This window comes from Bacteroides uniformis (assembly GCF_025147485.1).
Classification (GTDB): Bacteria; Bacteroidota; Bacteroidia; order Bacteroidales; family Bacteroidaceae; genus Bacteroides; species Bacteroides uniformis.
On sequence record NZ_CP102263.1, the window covers coordinates 4,085,915 to 4,106,222 of the forward strand.

Below are 20,308 nucleotides of genomic sequence, written 5' to 3' on the forward strand. Positions count from 1 at the left end.
AATTCCCTACGACAAAGAAATAGCAAGAAAAAACAGCCGAATATTCGTCTCATATTCCTAAAAAATTGTAACTTCGCCGCATCATTTAAAAAGAAAACAATGGAATTTACAGGAAAAATCATCGCTATACTCCAGCCCAGAGGCGGAGTTTCCAAGTCAGGTAACGAATGGAAATCACAAGAATATGTGATTGAAGACCATGGCCAATATCCGCGCAAAATGTGTTTTGACGTATTTGGAGCGGACAAAATCGAACAGTTCAATATTCAGATGGGCGAAGAGCTGACAGTATCTTTTGATGTAGACGCACGCCAATGGCAAGACCGTTGGTTCAACAGTATTCGCGCATGGAAGGTAGAACGCGTAAGCACTGCCGCACCCGCTCCGGGCGCTCCCGTTCCACCGCCGGCTCCCACTGCCGCACCGGAATTCCTCGCAGGGGATGCAAAGGATGACCTGCCGTTCTAAGAATATGTTATAATTCACCACAGATTGCACAGATTAACACAGTTCATTCTAGAATTTTGATAATCAAGATTTTTTAGCTGTTTTAATCTGTGCAATCTGTGGTGAGTGTGTATTTTGACTTTCCTCGTGCTTATTTTCCCTCAGCACTCTACAGAATGACCGATTAATCACCCTTTATAAAGCAATACGATATTCGGATAAACCACCCCTTCTGTACAAGTGAATTGTACTGCAAGCATGAAATGACGGAAGAAGTTGGATTGACGGAAGAAGAAGTTCGGTATCAGACGCACATACGTTTCAGGCTGGCTCAGCATCATCTCCATATCCACCATCATCACAAAATTATATATGGGTGAAAGACTGCCTATACCCTCTTCGTACACCGGTGTTCCGTCTAACACATCTCCACTCTCCACCGCCTCAATATAGGCCGAAAGGCTCAGTGCATCGGGAGCCAGCAACAGACTACCCCGATAGAAACAGGCAAAGGTATAAAGGGCAGACTCCGTGATGCCCGTCAGCTGGGTGAGCAGCGTGTTACGGGGCAACACATATTTAGGGAACTTCCTTGCTTTGGGATACAACGAATTATTTGAAACCACCTTCGGCATAAGCGGAGCGTCCTCTTCCTTGGGGGTACTGTAAAGCAGAGACTGCAAGCGGCGTTCCGCTGCCAGTTCATCCTTGAGAGGGATACACATCACGGCGCAAGGCAGCTTGTCCAACGTGTCTTTAGACTGGAACAAGCAAGACATCACGCTCTCGCCCGCATGCTCATTCAAGTAAGCAATCCACTCCTCGTCGCGCTGCTTGATATAGTCTGAATAGGTGGCCTTGGCATACTCCTGACTGGCAGTAAAGCCAAACCAGGAATTTCTGTCAGACATTGCCCAGCGATCGTAAAAGAAAGTGGAAGACGGAAGCAGAGCCCCGGAAAATCCGTCCTCTACCGGCTGCTGCACCCGCAAGGCATTGATAAACGTCTGTGTGGAATCCGACCCATGGCTGATGCCGGAGCAATAAATGGCATCTTCATTGAACTTCATGTCAAACTCCGCCCAACTGCCCAGCTGCGTCTGCGAACGGATACCATCCGTAGGCTTCCCCATATCCACTCCTTTCATACGCACATAGACCGTGGCAGCCACGTTACTCTGCTTGCCCGCGTACATAGTGCGGAAAGAAGGGAGGTTCATCAGGGACTTTTTGCTGCGCCGCGCATCAATCACATGTTCTATCAAACGCTTCTGGAAACTTACAACCAGAAAATCGGGAGTGAAGTAGGCAGCCAGGAAACGACCGTCTGCCATGGGATAGATACGTATCTCCTCTCCCTTGTAATCGAAATACTTGGAAGGAAACGAACTGGAGCAGTACTTCTCCACAAAAGATTCCACCAACTCATAATCACCCGAACCCAAACTGCAATACAATACTTGGTTCATCGGTGTATCCGGCTCGTGAAAGCTAATCAGCATCTTGTTCATCTGTTTACTCAGTCCATGCGGAGTATCCTCCACCAAAGTATACAAATACTTCTTCAAGTAAACAAAAAGCTCCGATACGTATAGAAAATGATTGTCTTTGCTGCAATTCAGTTCATTGATATCCTCCACGAGGTCTGCCATACGGTCGGTTTCGAGTATGGCTGTGGCATCTTGCGGCACCAAAGTATAAAGATTGAAATCCTGCCGGTTCTCCACCGAATTCAACCGCAGGAAAGAATACACACCAAAACCGGTACATAGCAGCACTATGGACACAACGACAGCTATCTGTATGAGGAGTCGGAGTTTCATGGCATTTATTCATCAACTTTTGGCAAAAATAGCATTTTCTACTAATAAAACAAAACAAATGTTTCAAAAAGTTTAGAAATCTATTTCAAGTCCATCGTAGGCAAAGTGTACATGGGGTGGCAGCTGCTTTTCGATATCGGCATGAAGCCCTGCATGATGGCTCATATGGATGAAATAGGTCTCTTTGGCACCAATACGTCCGGCAGCCTCCAACGCCTCCGAAATACTCTGGTGCGTAGGATGCGGCTTTGGCCGTAAAGCATTCATTACCAAAACATCCAAGCCCTTCAATTGTTCATAAGATTCCTCAGGCATCATGTGCATATCCGTGATATATCCCAGCCGGCCGCCAATGCGGTAGCCCAGGATGGGAAGCCTGCCGTGCATCACCCGTAAAGGCAGCACTTCCGTCCGGTTGATGTGGAACACCTGCCCCGCCTCCACTTCCTGCAGATAGATACGCGGAACTCCCGGATATACCTTATCGACAAAGCAGTAAGGCATCCTTGCCCGCAGATGGGCAGCAGTGTAGGCATCGGAATAGATAGGAATATCGGCAAAACGACCGAACGGGCGCAAATCATCCAGACCACCCACATGGTCATAGTGTTCGTGTGTCACCAGTACGCCGTCTATCTTCTCAAAAGAAGAAGCACGCAGCATCTGTTCCCTGAAGTCAGGACCACAATCTATCAATATCACCGCATCATCCGTATGCAGCAGGGATGACGCACGCAAGCGGTTGTCCCGCGGGTCAGTGGAAGTGCAGACCGGACAAGTACAGCCTATCTCAGGCACACCGGTCGAAGTTCCACTTCCTAATATTCTGAGTTTTCCCATTGACTAAATCAAATAAATTTCTAAAATTAGGTTATATACAACAATGTTTGGGTGTGTCAAAACTCTCTTACTATTTTATCAAACAAACTTCCGGGTGAATATCAATGCCGAATTTCTCGCGGACAGAAGCCCGCACGGCATCCGAAAGAGCGACAATATCCGCTCCCGTGGCACCACCCGAGTTCACCAGCACCAACGCCTGCCGGCCGTGCACCGCAGCAGGCCCCAGCGCCTTGCCTTTCCAGCCACACCGGTCTATCATCCAGGCAGCCGGTATCTTTACCCGACCGGCATCCACATCATAGTGGGGCATGTCCGGATATTCCCGTTGCAAAGACTCGAACTGCCGACGCGGCACGATGGGGTTCATAAAAAAACTACCCGCATTGCCCAGCACCTTCGGGTCGGGCAACTTGCTTTGACGGATGTCTATAATCACGCGGCGCAAAATTTCCAGATTCAGCACCGGATATTTCTCCAGCTCCTGCCGGATAGTACCGTAATCCAATGTATAATGTTCCCGTTTACCCAGGCAGAAGTTCACGTAAGTCACAAACACGGTCTTCATCTCCGGTTGCTTAAACAAGCTCTTTCTGTAGGAGTAGCCGCATTCGTCCACCCCGTAGATACGCTTCTCCCTTGCCATGTTTATGGTTTCCACGGATGTTATCAGGTCCTTTACTTCCACACCATAGGCACCGATATTCTGTACTGCGCTCGCCCCCACCTCACCCGGTATCAGCGAAAGGTTCTCGGCACCATACCAATGCCGCTCCACACAGTAGGCCACAAAATCGTCCCATACCACACCGGCGCCCACACGCACCGACACGTGCTCCTCATCCTCTGACGTCACCTCCAGGCCACCGATACGTGAATGCAGCACCGTGCCTTCATAATCCTTAATAAAGAGCAGGTTGCTCCCTCCACCGATATGCAGCCAGGGCGCAACGACCTGTCCTGCTGCAATCAGCTCCCGCAGTTCATCCTCCGAACCGTATTCCAGAAATCTTGCAGCAGTAACATCAATTCCAAATGTATTGGGTATCTTCTTCAAACCTTTCCTCCTTTATTTAAATGCTCGTGTCTTCATATTTGTACAGCTCCCATCCTTTACTGCGTTTGCGGAAATAGAAGATATTGGAGTATCCGTTGCCTATACCATTTACCTTCAGTATTTTGGTATCCGACAAGTCCTCATTCTTCTGTCCGTAATTGATATTAGACAATCTGTCGGTAGGCATTACCGGACGAAAGGCATACCACTGGTCCACATCCAAAGTAGTTTCCAGAATAGAAAACTCGTCATCAGGGTCTATGGTGATGAATTGTAGCGGATGCCTGATATGCTTGCTCTGATAGACACTGTCCGTCACAAAACGGGTATAGAATTCCACGAAGTCCTCATTTTCACCTTTCTCCATCTCGCGCAGGTTAATGGCCTCGAGCATCCACATTCCCCGCTTCCGTTCAAAATAATAACGCTTCACCATACGCGTTTTCAAGAAAATCCACTCCACTTGCACCGATGTCAGCGTAGTATCGCCCACCATGTCCATATCCTCTTCCTTATCAAAAAGCAAGGTGTAATAGTTCTGCTTGGTAAACAGATAATCATGCTTCCAAAACTCTTCCTCTATCTTTGACGGCGTGTCACGATTGTAATAGGGCAAAGGGAATACCGTCCTCTGCCTTTGCAGGGCATCATCCGAAGCATAATTGAAGATAAAATCATCAAACAGCTCGTCTGCCTCCATCGGCTTCGGTTCTTCCTTCACTTCTGCTTCCAGCAGCGTATCGGCCTTGTGACCGGCCGAATCCACCATTTCCGTAATGGTAGCAAAGGGATCCATTTTCGCCTTTTTGTTTCCGCACGAAATCAAAAAGGTGAACAACAAAAATCCCAATAAAAGTTTTTTCATTCTTTACGGACCGCTTACGGTCACTTGTTTAATTTAGCTCTTAATTTCTCAAGCATGTCTACGGTCATGGACTCCAGGTCGTACTGCGGCATCCAGTCCCATTCCTCGCGTGCACAAGAGTCATCCAGAGAGTCGGGCCAGCTGTCGGCAATGGCCTGCTTCAGCGGATCAATCTCGTATGCCATCTCAAAATCAGGCATATGCTTCTTAATTTCCTGATAAATCTGTTCCGGGTCAAAACTCATGGAGGCGATGTTGAAAGCGTTGCGGTGCTTCAGCCTTGCCGGTGCCGCTTCCATCAGCGAGATGGCCGCGTTCAGTGCGTCGGGCATATACATCATATCCATATACGTGCCGGCCTTCACCGGACATACGAATTTTTCTCCCTTCACGGCAGAGTAGAAAATATCCACCGCATAGTCCGTAGTGCCGCCACCCGGAGGGGTCACGTTCGAAATGATTCCCGGAAAACGTACCGAGCGTGTATCCACACCATATTTTGTATAGTAATAGTCACTCAACAATTCAGTCGTCACTTTTGTCACCCCATACATGGTACGCGGACGCTGGATAGTGTCCTGCGGTGTCTTCACATGAGGCGTAGCTTCGCCGAACGAACCGATGGAACTCGGAGTAAACACGGCACAATTGTACTCACGTGCCACTTCCAGTACATTCCACAACCCGTCGATACCGATTTTCCAAGCCATGGCCGGACGGCTTTCGGCAACTACCGAGAGCAAGGCAGCCAGGTTGTAGATAGTATCAATCTTGAACTGACGTGCCACCACCTCGATGGACTGACGGTCTGTCACGTCGGCAATGGCCGAAGGGCCGGATGCTTTCAATTCTCCCTTGGGCATAGCACTCGGAATGTATCCTGCCACAACATGGTCATCGCCATAACGTTTGCGCAACTCCAGCGTGAGTTCCGACCCAATCTGTCCGGTAGCTCCAATTACCAAAATATTCTTCATACGAGTTATTTATAAGGTTTCGTTATTATATATGGTGCAAATATACATACTTTTTTTTCATATTTCTGCCATATTGATATTGTTTATTCCAAGAAAAATGATGTTCTTTGTGGGAAATGTAATGACAACGTATTACCTAAAAAATAAAATGCTATGTACGGTAAAATGAAAGACCATCTCAGCAAGACACTTGCTGAAATAAAAGAAGCCGGACTCTACAAGGAAGAGCGACTGATTGAGAGTGCACAACAAGCTGCCATCAGCGTAAAAGGCAAAGAGGTGCTGAACTTCTGTGCCAACAATTACCTGGGACTGTCCAACCACCCGCGGCTGATTGCCGCCGCCCAGCAGATTATGGAACGCCGCGGATACGGCATGTCGTCCGTACGCTTCATCTGCGGAACACAGGACATCCACAAGGAGCTGGAAGCAGCCATCTCCGACTACTTCAAGACTGAAGACACCATTCTCTACGCCGCTTGTTTCGACGCCAATGGCGGTGTGTTCGAGCCCCTCTTCACCGAGGAAGACGCCATCATCTCGGACTCCCTGAACCATGCTTCCATCATTGACGGCGTACGCCTCTGCAAAGCCAAACGCTATCGCTACGCCAATGCCGACATGGCCGACCTGGAAAGATGCCTGCAGGAAGCCCAGGCACAGCGTTTCCGTATCGTGGTTACAGACGGGGTATTTTCCATGGACGGCAACGTTGCCCCGATGGACCGGATTTGCGACCTTGCCGAGAAATACGACGCGCTGGTCATGGTGGACGAATCACACTCCGCCGGCGTGGTAGGCCCTACGGGACACGGCGTAAGCGAACAATACGGCACCTACGGACGCGTGGACATCTATACCGGAACCTTGGGCAAAGCCTTTGGCGGCGCTTTGGGAGGATTCACTACCGGACGCAAGGAAATCATCGACCTGCTGCGCCAACGCAGCCGTCCGTACCTCTTCTCCAACTCATTGGCTCCGGGCATCATCGGCGCCAGCCTCGAGGTATTCAAGATGCTCAAAGAGAGCAATGCCCTGCATGACAAACTGCTGGAAAACGTGAACTACTTCCGCGACAAGATGACCGCCGCCGGTTTCGACATCAAGCCGACACAAAGCGCCATCTGCGCCGTCATGCTGTATGATGCCAAACTCTCCCAGATTTATGCCACCCGCATGCAGGAAGAAGGCATCTACGTCACCGGCTTCTACTACCCCGTAGTGCCCAAAGACCAGGCACGCATCCGCGTACAAATCTCTGCCGGACACGAAAAGGAGCATCTGGACAAATGTATCGCTGCATTTATTAAGGTGGGGAAAGAGCTGGGAGTGCTGAAATGAGTGATGAGTTATAAGTTATTTGCTTGTGCTTTCCCTTGCGGATATAAGCCCTTCATCAACAAATAACTCACAACTTATAACTCATAACTTATAACTCATAACTTATAACTCATAACTTATAACTCATAACTTATAACTCATAACTAAAAAAAATCCCGCGACTAAAATTAGCCGCGGGATTTTTTTTAGTTTCTCTCTTATCTACGTTCTCCCAGTTTTGAGTCAACGAAGAAGATTCCGGCATCACCGGCTTTCTTTATCATATCTACAATGCCGTCGGCAGTAGCTTCTTCTTCTACCTGCTCGCGCACGAATCCCCAAAGGAAGTCTTGTGTAGCCTTATCTTTTTCGGCAGAGGCAACATCTACCAATTCATCAATCATTTTGGAAACACGGCGTTCGTGCTGGGCTACCTGCTCGAACACTTCCAGTGGAGTACCGAAGTCATTGGGAACAACATCAATCTTGTCCAGTTTGGCCTTACCGCCACGCTTGATGATATAAGAAGCCATTTCACAAGCATGAGCTTTTTCTTCAGAAGCCTGCTTCTTCAACCAGGAAGCCATGCCGTTATAACCTTCTTTCTCCATATAGAAAGACATTGCCAGATAAAGGTTGGAAGACCACATCTCAGCCGTAATCTGCTCATTAATTGCATTCTGTAATTTTTCTGTAATCATAATCGTATTTATTTAAATTGAAATCATTACAAAAGTAACAAGAAACCTTAAAAGTTGTTCACGCAATAACATTTTTTATATAAAAACAGAAGCCTTGGTATAATAAATGCTTCGCCATTCATGCAACGCATCTCCAGCCTCTCTATACCAGCTCGTCCGACGTATATCCTTGAGGCAGCTCACGGCAGTTATAGCCCGAAGCCATAATTTCGCCATAAGCCCCTGCCGAACGGAGGGCGATAAGGTCGCCACGCTTCACCCCATTCAAATCAATAGCCTTACCGAATACATCAGAAGACTCGCAGATGGGCCCTACGACATCATAAGCCTGAACCGGCGCATCCGAAGTGATATTCTCTATCTTATGGAACGCTTGGTAGAGTGCCGGACGAATCAAATCCGTCATGCCGGCATCCAGAATGGCAAACTGCTTGTTGGTGCCCTGCTTCACATAAAGCACCTGCGAAATCAATGAACCGCATTGTCCCACTACCGCACGTCCCAGCTCGAAGTGGAGCGTCTGGTGGGGACGGAGTTTCAGATGGCTGTTGTAAGTCTCGAAGTAGCTTTTGAAGTCGGGTATCGGCTGACGGTTGGGGTGACCGTAGTCAATGCCGAGTCCGCCCCCCACATTGACGTGCTCGATGCGGATATGGCGAGCTTCCAGCTTATCCTGCAATTCGTTGACGCGGTTACACAAAGCCACGAAATCGCCCATATCCAATATTTGGGAACCGATGTGGAAATGCAGTCCGATGAATCTCAGGTTCTTCATATTCTGCGCAATGTCTATCACATGGTCCATATCCTGCATGCTGATACCAAACTTGTTTTCGGCCAGCCCAGTGGTAATATTGGCATGGGTATGGGCACCTACATTGGGATTGATACGGAAAGCCACATTGGCCACCTTACCTTTAGCGGCAGCCAGCTCGTTGATAATCTCCAGCTCGGGGACAGACTCCACATTAAAGCAGAAAATGTCATAATCCAGCCCCAGATTGATTTCCCAATCAGCCTTGCCCACCCCTGCAAAAACAATCTTGCCAGTGGGAAAACCTGCCTTGATGGCTGCACGGATTTCACCGCCACTTACACAGTCGGCACCCAAGCCGTTCTCGCGGATAATGGCAAGCACCTTGGGATTGGCATTGGCCTTCACAGCATAATGCACCGAATAGTTGCCATATCGGGCAGCTTCCGTACGGATGCACGAAAGTGTGTCGCGCAAGACCTTTGTGTCGTAGTAATAGAAGGGAGTACGCAATTCGCGGAATTTATGGATAGGGAATGTTCCTTTCATATAATAATCGTAATCTTTGTTTAGTTTAAAAAAAGGAAGATGAAAGAGGTGTCTACAAATAATTTTTCAGACGCAGATGACGCAGATTACACAAATAGGAAGCAAAAAGAATCTGCGTCATCTGTGTAATCTGCGTCTGAAAAATATCAAGAGTTATTCCTCATTGAACAGCGCATCACTGAGTGACTGCAACGCTGCCTTCTTGTCGCACTCGCGGATGAGGAAAGAAATATTATAGTTGCTACCACCGAAAGAAATCATACGTACCGGTATGTCGCGCATGGCATCCAATGCCTTGGCTTCGAAACCGACGTTTTCCCATTCGAGGTCGCCCACCACGCAGATGATGCACATGTCCTTGTCCACCGTCACTGTGCCATACTTCTTCAAGTCATCCAGAATTTCATTGAGATGCTTCACATTATCGATAGATACGGACACACCCACTTCTGAAGTACAAATCATATCGATGGAAGTCTGGTAGCTCTCGAATATCTCGAAAACCTTACGCAAGAATCCGTGAGCAAGCAACATGCGGCTGGATTTTATCTTGATGGCCGTAATGTTGTCCTTGGCAGCCACCGCCTTAATCTTACCCTTCTCCGTATCATTGGAAATCAGCGTACCCGGAGCAGTGGGGTCCATCGTATTGAGCAGACGGACGGGGATATTGGCATACTTGGCAGGCTGGATGCAGGTAGGGTGCAGAATCTTGGCACCGAAGTATGCCAGCTCGGCGGCCTCTTCGAAATGCAGATGACGCACCGGCGCAGTCTTGTCCACAATACGGGGGTCGTTGTTGTGCATGCCGTCGATATCCGTCCAAATCTGGATTTCGGAAGCGTTGATGGCAGCACCAATCAGCGAAGCCGTATAGTCGCTTCCGCCACGCTGCAGATTGTCTATCTCGCCGTAGGCGTTGCGGCAGATGTACCCCTGAGTGATATAAATCTCAGCATCCGGATGCAGTTCCAGCTGAACCTGGAGCTTGTCCTTGATATAGACCGGATCGGGCTCGGCATTCTTGTCCGTACGCATGTATTCTAAAGCCGGAAGCAACACAGACTTCACGCCGCATTCCTGCAGATAGTAGTTCATCATGGCGGTGGAAATCAACTCGCCCTGAGCCAACACCACTTTCTCCTCAAACAGAGTGAAGAGGTCTTTGGTATAAGAACGGATATAGTCAAAATGTGATTTGATGAGTTCCAGGCCTTTCTGTTTATACTCCGGAGTAGCAAAGAGTTCATCAATGTGCTGGCGATATTTACTTTCCAGCTTGTTGATAATCTCGTTGGCACCTTCCGGATTCTTCTTGTACAGATAGTCCGAAATCTCAACCAATGTGTTTGTGGTACCCGACATGGCAGAGAGAACCACAATCTTACGTTCACCATCGGTAATCAATTTGGCCACTTCCTTCATTCGCTGAGCCGAACCTACTGAAGTACCTCCAAACTTTAAAACTTTCATTTTCGTTCCTGTATTAATTAGTTTATAGTTACAAGCTACGAGCTACAAGTAGGCAGCTGCGGAGCTTTATCGTTAATTTCTGTTCTTTATAAGAATCAGTAGTTAGAGATAACTACTTAACTACTAATCATTGGTTATTGCAGGGGCGTATTCTGCTGTAACATCAGTCATCAGATGGTCTGCGCACCGGTACACCTTGCCGGGAAACTCTCGCAGCAGCTGCAGGTTGTGCGTGGTCATCACCACCAGTGCGCCGGCTTCACTGATGCCGTGCAGAAGTTCTGCAATGGCATGTCCGGTTTCCGAATCCAGGTTTCCGGTAGGCTCATCCGCAAGGATTATCTCCGGAGAGTTGAGCACTGCACGCGCAATCACAATGCGCTGTTGCTCACCACCCGACAGTTCATTAGGCAGCTTATATCCTTTGTTGCTCATCCCCACCAGGTTCAACACCTCTTCTATTTTGTCCTTAATCTCCCCTTTGCTCTTCCAACCGGTAGCACGGAGAACAAATTCAAGGTTATCGTACACCGTACGGTCTGTCAGCAACTGGAAGTCCTGGAATACGATTCCCAGCTTACGGCGCAACTGCGGGATGTGCTTACGCTTAATATGGAGCATGTCATACCCCAATACTTCAGCCTCGCCCGATGCAATATCCAGTTCGCCATAGAAAGTCTTGAGCAGGCTCGTCTTGCCGGAGCCCACTTTACCTACCAGGTACACGAACTCCCCTTTGTGAAGTTCCAAATTCACATCGTTCAGTACGCACAACTCCTGCTGGTGTATCTCTACGTCCGTATATCTTATCAGCGCCTCGCCCACCCCCATTTTAATTATTAATTTTTAATTACTTAATGTTTCTTCCACGTCGCACTGTGACGTTCCTCCAATTCACGCGCAAGGTCTTCAATGCGGTATCCTTTGGATGTGAGCAGCACGATGAGGTGATACAACAAATCAGCTCCTTCATAAATCAGGCGTTCGTCCGTACCGTTGCAAGCCTCAATGACGGTTTCCACAGCCTCTTCGCCTACCTTCTGTGCCATTTTGTTGATACCGGACTGGAAAAGACTGGTCGTATAGGAACCTTCGGGCATTTCATCATAACGCTTACAGATGAAATCCTGAAGAAGCTTTAGAAACATAACCGGCTGTTCGTTCTTCTCACCCCAGCAAGTATCTGTACCGGTATGGCAAACCGGGCCTACGGGATGTACCTGCACCAGTAACGTATCCCGGTCACAGTCTTCCTTTATGGAAACCACATTCAGGAAGTTGCCACTCTCCTCGCCTTTCGTCCAAAGACGGTTCTTGGTACGGCTGAAGAAAGTCACCTTTCCAGTTTCCACCGTCTTGTCATAAGCCTCCTTGTTCATGAAGCCAAGCATCAGCACCTTAGCGGTATCTGCATCTTGTATAATCGCCGGAACGAGTCCGTTCATCTTGTCAAAATCCATTCTATTTACGATTTAGCTATTTACTATTTACGATTGATATTACTTTAAGTGACTGGAGACTTATGATTTGCTTGAGTAATCCCAATCGTAAATCGTAAATCGTCCAATCGTAAACTCACCTTCATCTTCTCATCGCAATTCCTTGGGCACAAAGATACGATTTTAATTCGGGAATTTTGATTTCTCCGAAATGAAAAACACTGGCTGCCAGGGCAGCATCTGCTTTTCCCTGCAAAAAGACGTCACGAAAATGTTCTTTGGCACCTGCCCCTCCCGATGCAATGATGGGGATGGACAATCCGTCGGCAAGGCTGGAAAGCGCTTCATTGGCATAACCGGTCTTGACACCGTCGTGATTCATGCTGGTGAACAATATCTCGCCCGCACCACGTTCCTGGGCTTCTTTTGTCCACGCAAACAGTTCCTTATCCGTTTCCACACGACCACCGTTCAAGTAGCATCGCCATCCCTTCTCTGTCTGTTTGGCATCAACTGCCAGTACACAAACCTGAGAACCGAAGTTCTTCGCAATCTCGTCTATCAATCCGGGACGGCGGATAGCTGAGGAATTGATGGAGATTTTATCGGCACCTGCATTCAGTAGCCTATCCACGTCACCCAGTTCATGAATGCCTCCACCTACAGTAAAAGGAATGCTGATATTCGCAGCTATGCGTTTCACCAATTCAGTGAAAGTCTTACGGCCTTCAAAACTGGCTGTGATGTCGAGAAAAACCAGTTCGTCGGCACCCTGCTCACTATAAGCACGCGCCAGTTCTACCGGGTCGCCGGCCTGGCGGAGGTTCACGAAATTGGTACCTTTCACTGTCTGCCCATCTTTAATGTCGAGGCAAGAAATGATTCTTTTTGCTAACACGGCGGTTTGAGTTATAAGTTATGAGTTATAAGTGATTAATTTTCACCTTTCAACTAACAAAATTTTCCAGTTCTTTGAAGGTGATGCGGCCTTCGTACAGAGCCTTACCGAAAATAACGGCAGGTATGCCGACAACTTCCAAATGGCGTATATCATCGGCACAGCTTACGCCTCCACTTGCTATCAGATAGAGTTCAGGATGGTGCTCCAGTATCTCCTTATACAACGCTATCGATGGTCCTTGCAGCATTCCGTCACAACTGATATCAGTACAGATAACCTTACGGACCCCCTTCTCTACATAGTCTTTCAAGAACGGAAACAGTTCGCAGCCACTCTCATCCTTCCAACCATTGACGGCTATTTTATGCTCTTTCACATCAGCGCCAAGAATAATTTTCTCGGAACCATACATTTGAAGCCATTTGCAGAACAATTCGGGATTCTTCACAGCAATGCTGCCACCGGTCACCATCTGCGCACCGTTCTCAAAAGCTATCACCAAATCTTCATCACTCTTCACCCCACCTCCAAAATCAATAATAAGAGACGTACGCACAGCTATCTGTTCCAACGTACGGTAGTTTACCACATGATGGGAAGCCGCACCGTCCAAATCGACCACATGAAGTCTGCGGATACCATGAGCCTCCAGCTCCAGGGCCACTTCCACGGGATTTTCGTTGTACACCTTCTTGCTGTCATAATCGCCTTGGGAAAGGCGTACACATTTTCCGTCAATAATGTCAATAGCGGGAATCAGTTCTATCATTTTATTTACGATTTGACGATTTACAGTTCCAGGAAATTCCGCAAAATACGCTCTCCCACACTTCCACTCTTTTCCGGATGGAACTGTGTGGCGTAGTAATTGCCTTTATGCAAAGCGGCACTGAACGGATGAATGTAATCCGTCACGGCTGCCGTACAATCATTGACTGGCACATAGAAACTATGTACGAAATAAACAAACTCTTCTTTAGTAAAGCCTTTAAAAAGTCCGCTATTCGTCCGGGCAATGGTATTCCATCCCATATGAGGTACTTTATCCTCGTGCCTCTGCGAAATGAAACGTTTCACATCAGTATCAAAAATACCCAGGCAATCCACATCCCCCTCTTCAGAGTGGCGGCACATCAACTGCATGCCCAGGCAAATGCCCAATACCGGCTGGCGTAACTCCTTTATCAGCCTATCCATACCACCGGCACGCAAAAAGTCCATAGTGGTTTCCGCCTCTCCCACACCGGGAAAGATAACCTTATCGGCAGCACGTAGCACAGCCTCATCCGCCGTAATCACTGCCTCTACTCCCAGACGCTTCAAAGCATAATCCACCGAACGGATATTGCCTGCATTATATTTGACAACTGCAACTTTCATTTTTTTAATTGAGAATTGACCATTGAAAGGTAATAATTGAAAGGTAATGACAAGTTCCCCACCATCAACTATCAATTATCAACTATCAACTAATTAAATATTACCGTTTTGTTCTTATATGCCAACACCTTGCGTTCAATATGCTTCTGAACAGCACGAGAAAGCACAATCTTTTCCAAGTCCTTACCCTTGTTCACCAAATCCTGCACAGTGTCCTTGTGTGTAATACGCACCACATCCTGCTCTATGATGGGACCGGCATCCAATTCTGTGGTAACATAGTGGCTGGTAGCTCCAATAATCTTCACTCCACGTTCAAACGCAGCATGATAGGGCTTCGCTCCCACAAATGCCGGAAGGAAAGAGTGATGGATATTGATTATCCTATTGGGATAAGCGTTTATCATTTGCTCGGAAATGACCTGCATGTAGCGCGCCAGCACTATGAAAGTTATCTTATGCTTTGCCAGTAACTCCATTTCCTTCTTCTCTTGTTCCTCCTTTGTCTCTTTGGTAATGGGGAAAAGATGGAAAGGAATACCGAAACGCTCGGCCACGTGCTGCAAATCGGGATGATTGCTTATAATAAGAGGTATCTCCACATTCCACTCACCAGCGGTGTAACGCGCCAACAAGTCGAACAAGCAATGGGACATCTTTGAAACAAAGATAGCCATACGCGGTTTTGTATCGGAGAAATAGAGACGGAAATTCATCTCATATTTCTGTGCATACAAAGTGGCAAAATAATCCTCAATCTTTTCCTGAGGCACCAGAAAATCTTTCAATTCCCATTCAATACGCATAAAAAAGATATTCTCTACATGGTCTACATACTGATCCAGATAGATAATATTACCTTTATTCACCGTTATAAAGTCTGTTACTTCTGCCAATATGCCTGGTTTGTCAGGGCAGTGCAGCAACAGTTTGGCTGTTTTCATCATCCTAAAATGTTTTTTATCATTTTTCAAATTACAACATTCTCGTTTTGAGTCCGCAAAAATAACGATTTATTGCAAAACAACGAACTTTTCGAGCAAGAAGTTTAAAACAAGCTCCGAAATGTTTCGTTTTCTCCAGGAAAGGTTTTCATATCAAGAATAAAACAGTGCATAAACGTATTTCTAAACAGTTGTTAAATTTACTTTTCTCTTATTTTTCCAATCTTCTCAATATGAGGATATAAAGCAAATACAGCACAAAACGCTTGGAAAAAAGTTCGCCATAGCTATTGCAGATATCAAAGAAATGCCTACCTTTGCAACCGCAATCAAGAGAGATAGCAACGAAAGAATGAAATAATGGTGCGTTAGTTCAGTTGGTTAGAATACATGCCTGTCACGCATGGGGTCACGGGTTCGAGTCCCGTACGCACCGCGAAAGCAAATAGCGAATTAAAGCAAAGCTCTGAAATTCAAGGATTTCAGAGCTTTTTCTTTTTCTCTACTTCGGCAAAAAATAGCAGTTTCAGGCAGTTCTCACGTGGCTTATTCGTGGGATGGAAAATCCAGTGTAAGCTGCCCCCTAAAACCAAGCGATTCTGCCCCCTTAAAACATTCAACAATGCCCCCTTAAAAAGTCTTGACCGATGGGGTTATTATTATTTTAGTTTATTTCCCTCTGTATGCAGCCATTTTACGGACACTTTCTCCTGTCAGCTCAATCCGGTGCGCCGTATGTATAATACGATCCATAATGGCATCTGCTACTGTAGGGTCTCCGATTGCATCATACCAATTGTCCGTTGGCAGTTGCGAGGTGATGATGATGGACTTGCGCCCATGTCGGTCCTCTATTATATCGAGCAGGATGGGTCGTTCCTTGGCATCAAGGTTCACAAGGAAGAGGTCATCCAATATGAGCAGCGTGCTCCGTTCGATTCTCTTGAGTTCCGATTCCAGTGTGCCTTTTACTTTTGCCACCTTAAGCGTACCCATAAGTTTCGGAGCATTCGCATAATATGTCCGTATGCCCTTCTTGCAGGCTTCATACCCCATTGCTGTGGCAAGGAAGCTCTTCCCGGTACCGGATGACCCTGTGATGAAGAGGTTCTGTCCCTTGCGGATGAACTCCAGCGATGCAAGCCGCTCCATCTGATTGCGGTCAAGGCCACGCGGGATTGCATAGTCTATCTGCTCGAGGCAGGCCTTGTAGCGGAACGCCGCCCCGCGTATAAGGCGTTGGATGGCTGCATTGGCACGGTAGTCCCATTCCCTGGCAAGTAACATGTGCAGGAAAGAGTCGATTGTCATTGTTTCTGCCATAGTGGAGGTTAGGCTTTCAGTGAAGGCGGCGGCCATGCCGTGCAGCTTCATACGGTTCATCAGTTCGATTGTCAACGTGTTGCGGTCTTTTTCGACAGCTATCGGTGCGGTAAGATTATTTGTTTCCATTGTTGTCTCTATTTAAATGTTTTAATTGTGCGAAGTAGGCTGCTCCGCGGATGTTTTTGTGGATAGATGTTACGGGGACCTCATCGTCAATGTCGTCTTTTGACAGGAAGTCTGCATCATCCCCGCGTTCAAGGATCCGCCTTATCTCCTGATATCCGTATAGGCGCAGTTGCGTGGCGCATGCGCTTGCCGCCACCAACCGTTCCAGCCCGAAGGTCTTCTCCAACGCCATGATGCCTCTGCATGAACGGAACGCCGCGGGAGGATACTTCTTGAGTTCCGCCACCTTGCGCAGATACAGCAGCAGGACGTTATCTGTCTGGCCGGCCCGTTCGTAAATCTGTTCCAGATCCTTTTCATAACTTCCATGACGTCCGGGCAGTCCGTGGGCATCCTTGGTCGTATAGGAGTATGGCGTGTCATCGCGCTGGTGTGTGGTCACCAGACGCAGGCCATGATATATTTCCAGCGTGTCCGCATCATAGACAATCTCGACACGTTTGCCTATATACTCTTTCGGTACGCTGTAATGGTGAAGCCTGAAGGTGACATAGCCGTTACGCATTACTGTTGCGGAGCGTCGCTCTTTCATCTGATGGCGTATGGCGGGAAGCGGGCGGAGGCAGTCGGACTCAATCTGCTCGAACTGTTCCCGTCTGGACTGGGGACGCCCGCTCATCCTGCGTCCGTTGAAGGCCGAGAGCGATTCGGATATGGCCGCATTCAGAGACTCCAGCGAGTGGAATACAAGACCCTCGATGTCAGCGTAGACGGATCGGTAAAGTAGCTTCACGGCATTCTCCACCAAGGCCTTGTCCTTTGGATGACGTACCCGTGTGGGGTATACGGTACATCCGTAGTGTTCGGCAAATGCCGCAAACTCCTCGTTGATTACCGGCTCGTTACGGTCGCTGCGGGTTACCGCCGATTTGAGGTTGTCTGGTACGATCGCCATCGGAACCCCGCCGTAAAAATGAAGCGCGTTCTCACACGCCTTAATCAAGTCCTGTCTTGACTGGGACCAGACCGCCTCACAATAGGTATAGTGGCTGCACGGAAGTATGGGCCACGAACACTTCAACGCTGCGACATTCACCGCTTTCACTGTCAACGACTTCCAGTTTGTCACCGGCGAAGTCGATATACATCTGGTCTCCGGCATAATGCTCGACATGGCCTACGACATGTGTCACCATACGGTAACGCATGAGATAGTTGCCGAAACTGGCATGTCTGTATCCGTCAGGATGGGTCTCGCGGTACTCTTCGTACAGGGTTTTCACTGTTACGCCTCGGCGGCTAAGCCGGGCAGCATACTCAGGAAGGAGTGCCTCAAGCTCAAGCTGGCGTTGTGACGGTTCCCTGTTACGGCCAACACCTTCAGAGAACATTTCCTGGATGCGAGCGGAAGGCATGGCGGCCAACTCCTTTATCGGTATACCACACTCTTGAAACAGGCGCACATATCTGCGCACCGTGTTGCGGGAAAGCTCAAAGCTCCTGCTTATCTGCTTTATCCCCATCCCCAATGCGTAACATTGGAGGATGTTTGCTATCTTTGTTGTCATAGTAGAAATGATTTTATCCCACCGGTCAAGACGGGAATCAAATCTACGAAAAATCCCCTGCCGGGCATTGCCAAGCAGGGGTATTTTTATATTGGAATCAAGGGGGTAGGATTATTTTAGCACAAGGGGGCAGAATCGCTTGGTTTTAGGGGGCAGCTTACACTGGATTTTCCAACAGGCTTTAAGTTTGCTTTATCCAGTATTATGGAAAGTTTTTCTACTCGTGGAGTTGTCCGCCCGTCTTTTTCACCTAACGGAGTATTGGAATATTTTAGACCTGAAATGGCACAATGTATGCTTTTATCTTCTTTTCCGCCCCCGACCATAAAGGGAAAGGCAAAAAAGTATTGTTCAGGTTTTAGATATTTATCTATTTCAGTAAAAACATCCCAGTTATTTTGGAAAAATACAACATTTGCTTTTCCTGCTGACTTTGAAAGACTTGGCAATATAGTTGATAATTGCAATTTATTGGTGGAGACAATAATGTATTCAAAATCATTGTTTGACGAAAGTTCGTCTATTACTGTAGGCTTAAAGATTATATCTGTATCTTTTCTTGCTTTCTCTCTAAAGTCAGAACAGATAATGCGAATACCATCTTTTTGTACAAGTTCTTTTTGCTCCTTACGCACCAATACAGCAACGTCACATCCTGCTTTGGATAATTGCCAGCCATAAGAACAACCCACTACGCCAGCACCGTATATCAATATTTTCATAAAGCGATGTTATTAAGTTTTTTATTGTCGTTGATAAATACAGAGTTGAATACCGATAGATTTTCGGTATAAGTATCACAAATATCAAGTAGTTGTGTAGGGGTATAACCCGTGAACATTTTAAACTCTTTTATTAAATGTGATTTATCATAATATCCACAATCATAGGCAACTTTACTTATACTGATTTGTGGAGTTGATTGCAAAATATGGAATGTCTTTCTAAATCGTGTGATTTGGATAAAATCTTTTGGATTTAGTCCTACATATTCAGCGAATATCCGTTTGAATTGCTTATATCCTAAACAAGCCGTTTGAGATAAAACGGATATATTTCCTTCACCTTCATTGATATTGTGTATAGTAGCCATCATCCTATTAGCGTTGCATGATATATTTTCGCATAGTCTATTTAATAAATATTCTTCTATCAATCTGACTATTTGATAATTATCTGATGCTTCATTTATTTTCTCTTCCAATTCTACTAAACAGGTGTTATCTAACAAATCAATACCTATATTCTGATTAGTAAACTCTTCCATAGGATATGGAAAAAACATCCTGCATCCGATAGGCTGGAATAAAATAATGACCATATCCAAGAAAGAAAATTCTATGTCTGAATAAGTACTGATTTGCCCGCTTATATAGGATTGTGGTTGCGTTCCCTTATGAAAAGAAGAAATAATTTTATTTCCTTTATGAAAAACAAGTGCTACACAACCCGCCGGGATAGAACGCTGAAAGCCTTGCTTTACATCATCTATCCTTAAAAACCAATATTGCTTTATATAAGGAGCGAGCAATTTGGTAGGTTGTATTACTTGAATTTTCTCCATTTTGCCTTAACTATCAGGCAAAAGTAAGATTTCTTAGATTGATAATAGGTGTAAAAAAGGGACATTCTAACAAAAATGCAAAAAAACACAGTAGAGAAGTTAGAAGCATGATACTCTGTTAATAAATCTTTAGATAATGTTCCAAATGAACTATTTTACTATTTTTGCACCAACTCAAACAACCACCGCAACACCAAGCAATCTAAAGAATTGCACACGTGGGGTTATTAGTGGGAGAAAGAATTAAGAGCTTG

Annotated in this window: 19 protein-coding genes, 1 tRNA gene and 1 pseudogene; 3 read left to right on the forward strand and 18 right to left on the reverse strand. The window is 46.7% G+C overall.

Features of this window, described 5'->3' with window-relative positions; translation table 11 throughout:
- Positions 1-99: 99 nt before the first annotated feature.
- A complete protein-coding gene (locus NQ510_RS16600; RefSeq protein ID WP_005831391.1) occupies positions 100-468 on the forward strand; it encodes a DUF3127 domain-containing protein in 369 nt (122 codons plus the stop codon).
- Between the two features lie 167 nt (positions 469-635).
- On the opposite strand, the gene NQ510_RS16605 is transcribed toward NQ510_RS16600, so the two are convergent.
- The 5 genes from NQ510_RS16605 to NQ510_RS16625 form a co-directional block, all read right to left on the reverse strand.
- Positions 636-2,270: a DUF3352 domain-containing protein gene (locus tag NQ510_RS16605; RefSeq protein ID WP_005831393.1), complete on the reverse strand. Its 1,635-nt coding sequence runs from the start codon at positions 2,268-2,270 to the stop codon at positions 636-638.
- A 72-nt stretch (positions 2,271-2,342) separates the two neighbouring features.
- Positions 2,343-3,110, reverse strand: a complete 768-nt coding sequence (locus NQ510_RS16610; RefSeq protein WP_005832365.1) for an MBL fold metallo-hydrolase — start codon at positions 3,108-3,110, stop codon at positions 2,343-2,345.
- Positions 3,111-3,180: 70 nt separating this feature from the next.
- Positions 3,181-4,167 (reverse strand): UDP-N-acetylmuramate dehydrogenase, encoded by a 987-nt coding sequence (gene murB / locus NQ510_RS16615; RefSeq protein ID WP_005831398.1) that lies wholly within the window; start codon positions 4,165-4,167, stop codon positions 3,181-3,183.
- Between the two features lie 16 nt (positions 4,168-4,183).
- Positions 4,184-5,032 carry a DUF4348 domain-containing protein gene (locus tag NQ510_RS16620; protein ID WP_005831399.1) on the reverse strand — a complete coding sequence of 283 codons (849 nt, stop codon included), beginning with the start codon at positions 5,030-5,032 and terminating at the stop codon, positions 4,184-4,186.
- A 20-nt stretch (positions 5,033-5,052) separates the two neighbouring features.
- Complete coding sequence (locus NQ510_RS16625; RefSeq protein ID WP_005831407.1) at positions 5,053-6,009, reverse strand: NAD-dependent epimerase/dehydratase family protein; 957 nt, start codon at positions 6,007-6,009, stop codon at positions 5,053-5,055.
- A 153-nt stretch (positions 6,010-6,162) separates the two neighbouring features.
- Here NQ510_RS16625 and kbl point away from each other — a divergent pair, with 153 nt between their 5' ends.
- The gene (kbl, locus tag NQ510_RS16630; RefSeq protein WP_005831412.1) at positions 6,163-7,350 is read left to right on the forward strand and encodes a glycine C-acetyltransferase; all 1,188 of its coding nucleotides are present in this window, start codon (positions 6,163-6,165) and stop codon (positions 7,348-7,350) included.
- A gap of 197 nt (positions 7,351-7,547) precedes the next feature.
- On the opposite strand, the gene NQ510_RS16635 is transcribed toward kbl, so the two are convergent.
- The 9 genes from NQ510_RS16635 to purU form a co-directional block, all read right to left on the reverse strand.
- Positions 7,548-8,030 carry a ferritin gene (locus NQ510_RS16635; protein ID WP_005831414.1) on the reverse strand — a complete coding sequence of 161 codons (483 nt, stop codon included), beginning with the start codon at positions 8,028-8,030 and terminating at the stop codon, positions 7,548-7,550.
- Positions 8,031-8,172: 142 nt separating this feature from the next.
- Positions 8,173-9,333 (reverse strand): diaminopimelate decarboxylase, encoded by a 1,161-nt coding sequence (gene lysA, locus NQ510_RS16640; RefSeq protein ID WP_005831416.1) that lies wholly within the window; start codon positions 9,331-9,333, stop codon positions 8,173-8,175.
- Between the two features lie 153 nt (positions 9,334-9,486).
- Positions 9,487-10,806 carry an aspartate kinase gene (locus tag NQ510_RS16645; RefSeq protein ID WP_005831418.1) on the reverse strand — a complete coding sequence of 440 codons (1,320 nt, stop codon included), beginning with the start codon at positions 10,804-10,806 and terminating at the stop codon, positions 9,487-9,489.
- Positions 10,807-10,929: 123 nt separating this feature from the next.
- Positions 10,930-11,637 (reverse strand): cell division ATP-binding protein FtsE, encoded by a 708-nt coding sequence (locus tag NQ510_RS16650; RefSeq protein ID WP_005831420.1) that lies wholly within the window; start codon positions 11,635-11,637, stop codon positions 10,930-10,932.
- Positions 11,638-11,660: 23 nt separating this feature from the next.
- Positions 11,661-12,266 carry a bifunctional phosphoribosyl-AMP cyclohydrolase/phosphoribosyl-ATP diphosphatase HisIE gene (gene hisIE, locus NQ510_RS16655; RefSeq protein WP_005831422.1) on the reverse strand — a complete coding sequence of 202 codons (606 nt, stop codon included), beginning with the start codon at positions 12,264-12,266 and terminating at the stop codon, positions 11,661-11,663.
- A 121-nt stretch (positions 12,267-12,387) separates the two neighbouring features.
- Complete coding sequence (gene hisF, locus NQ510_RS16660) at positions 12,388-13,143, reverse strand: imidazole glycerol phosphate synthase subunit HisF (RefSeq protein WP_005831425.1); 756 nt, start codon at positions 13,141-13,143, stop codon at positions 12,388-12,390.
- A gap of 49 nt (positions 13,144-13,192) precedes the next feature.
- Positions 13,193-13,915, reverse strand: a complete 723-nt coding sequence (gene hisA / locus NQ510_RS16665) for a 1-(5-phosphoribosyl)-5-[(5-phosphoribosylamino)methylideneamino]imidazole-4-carboxamide isomerase (RefSeq protein ID WP_005831427.1) — start codon at positions 13,913-13,915, stop codon at positions 13,193-13,195.
- A 20-nt stretch (positions 13,916-13,935) separates the two neighbouring features.
- Positions 13,936-14,526 (reverse strand): imidazole glycerol phosphate synthase subunit HisH, encoded by a 591-nt coding sequence (hisH, locus tag NQ510_RS16670; protein WP_008664882.1) that lies wholly within the window; start codon positions 14,524-14,526, stop codon positions 13,936-13,938.
- A gap of 89 nt (positions 14,527-14,615) precedes the next feature.
- Positions 14,616-15,473, reverse strand: a complete 858-nt coding sequence (gene purU / locus NQ510_RS16675) for a formyltetrahydrofolate deformylase (RefSeq protein ID WP_005831431.1) — start codon at positions 15,471-15,473, stop codon at positions 14,616-14,618.
- A 359-nt stretch (positions 15,474-15,832) separates the two neighbouring features.
- Between purU and NQ510_RS16680 the strand changes: the two genes are divergently transcribed.
- Positions 15,833-15,906 (forward strand) — tRNA-Asp (locus NQ510_RS16680).
- Positions 15,907-16,139: 233 nt separating this feature from the next.
- Here the strand turns inward: NQ510_RS16680 and istB are convergent.
- From istB to NQ510_RS16700, 4 genes and pseudogenes are all read right to left on the reverse strand, one after another.
- Entirely contained in the window at positions 16,140-16,922 is a 783-nt protein-coding gene (gene istB / locus NQ510_RS16685) for an IS21-like element helper ATPase IstB (protein WP_005824105.1), read from the reverse strand.
- A pseudogene (gene istA / locus NQ510_RS16690) lies at positions 16,909-18,490 on the reverse strand (IS21 family transposase). Before istA ends, istB begins: the two are co-directional and overlap by 14 nt.
- Positions 18,491-18,606: 116 nt before the next feature.
- Positions 18,607-19,212: a ketopantoate reductase family protein gene (locus tag NQ510_RS16695; RefSeq protein WP_005831435.1), complete on the reverse strand. Its 606-nt coding sequence runs from the start codon at positions 19,210-19,212 to the stop codon at positions 18,607-18,609.
- Positions 19,209-20,054 carry a helix-turn-helix domain-containing protein gene (locus NQ510_RS16700; RefSeq protein ID WP_005831436.1) on the reverse strand — a complete coding sequence of 282 codons (846 nt, stop codon included), beginning with the start codon at positions 20,052-20,054 and terminating at the stop codon, positions 19,209-19,211. Before NQ510_RS16700 ends, NQ510_RS16695 begins: the two co-directional genes overlap by 4 nt.
- Between the last annotated feature and the right edge of the window lie 254 nt (positions 20,055-20,308).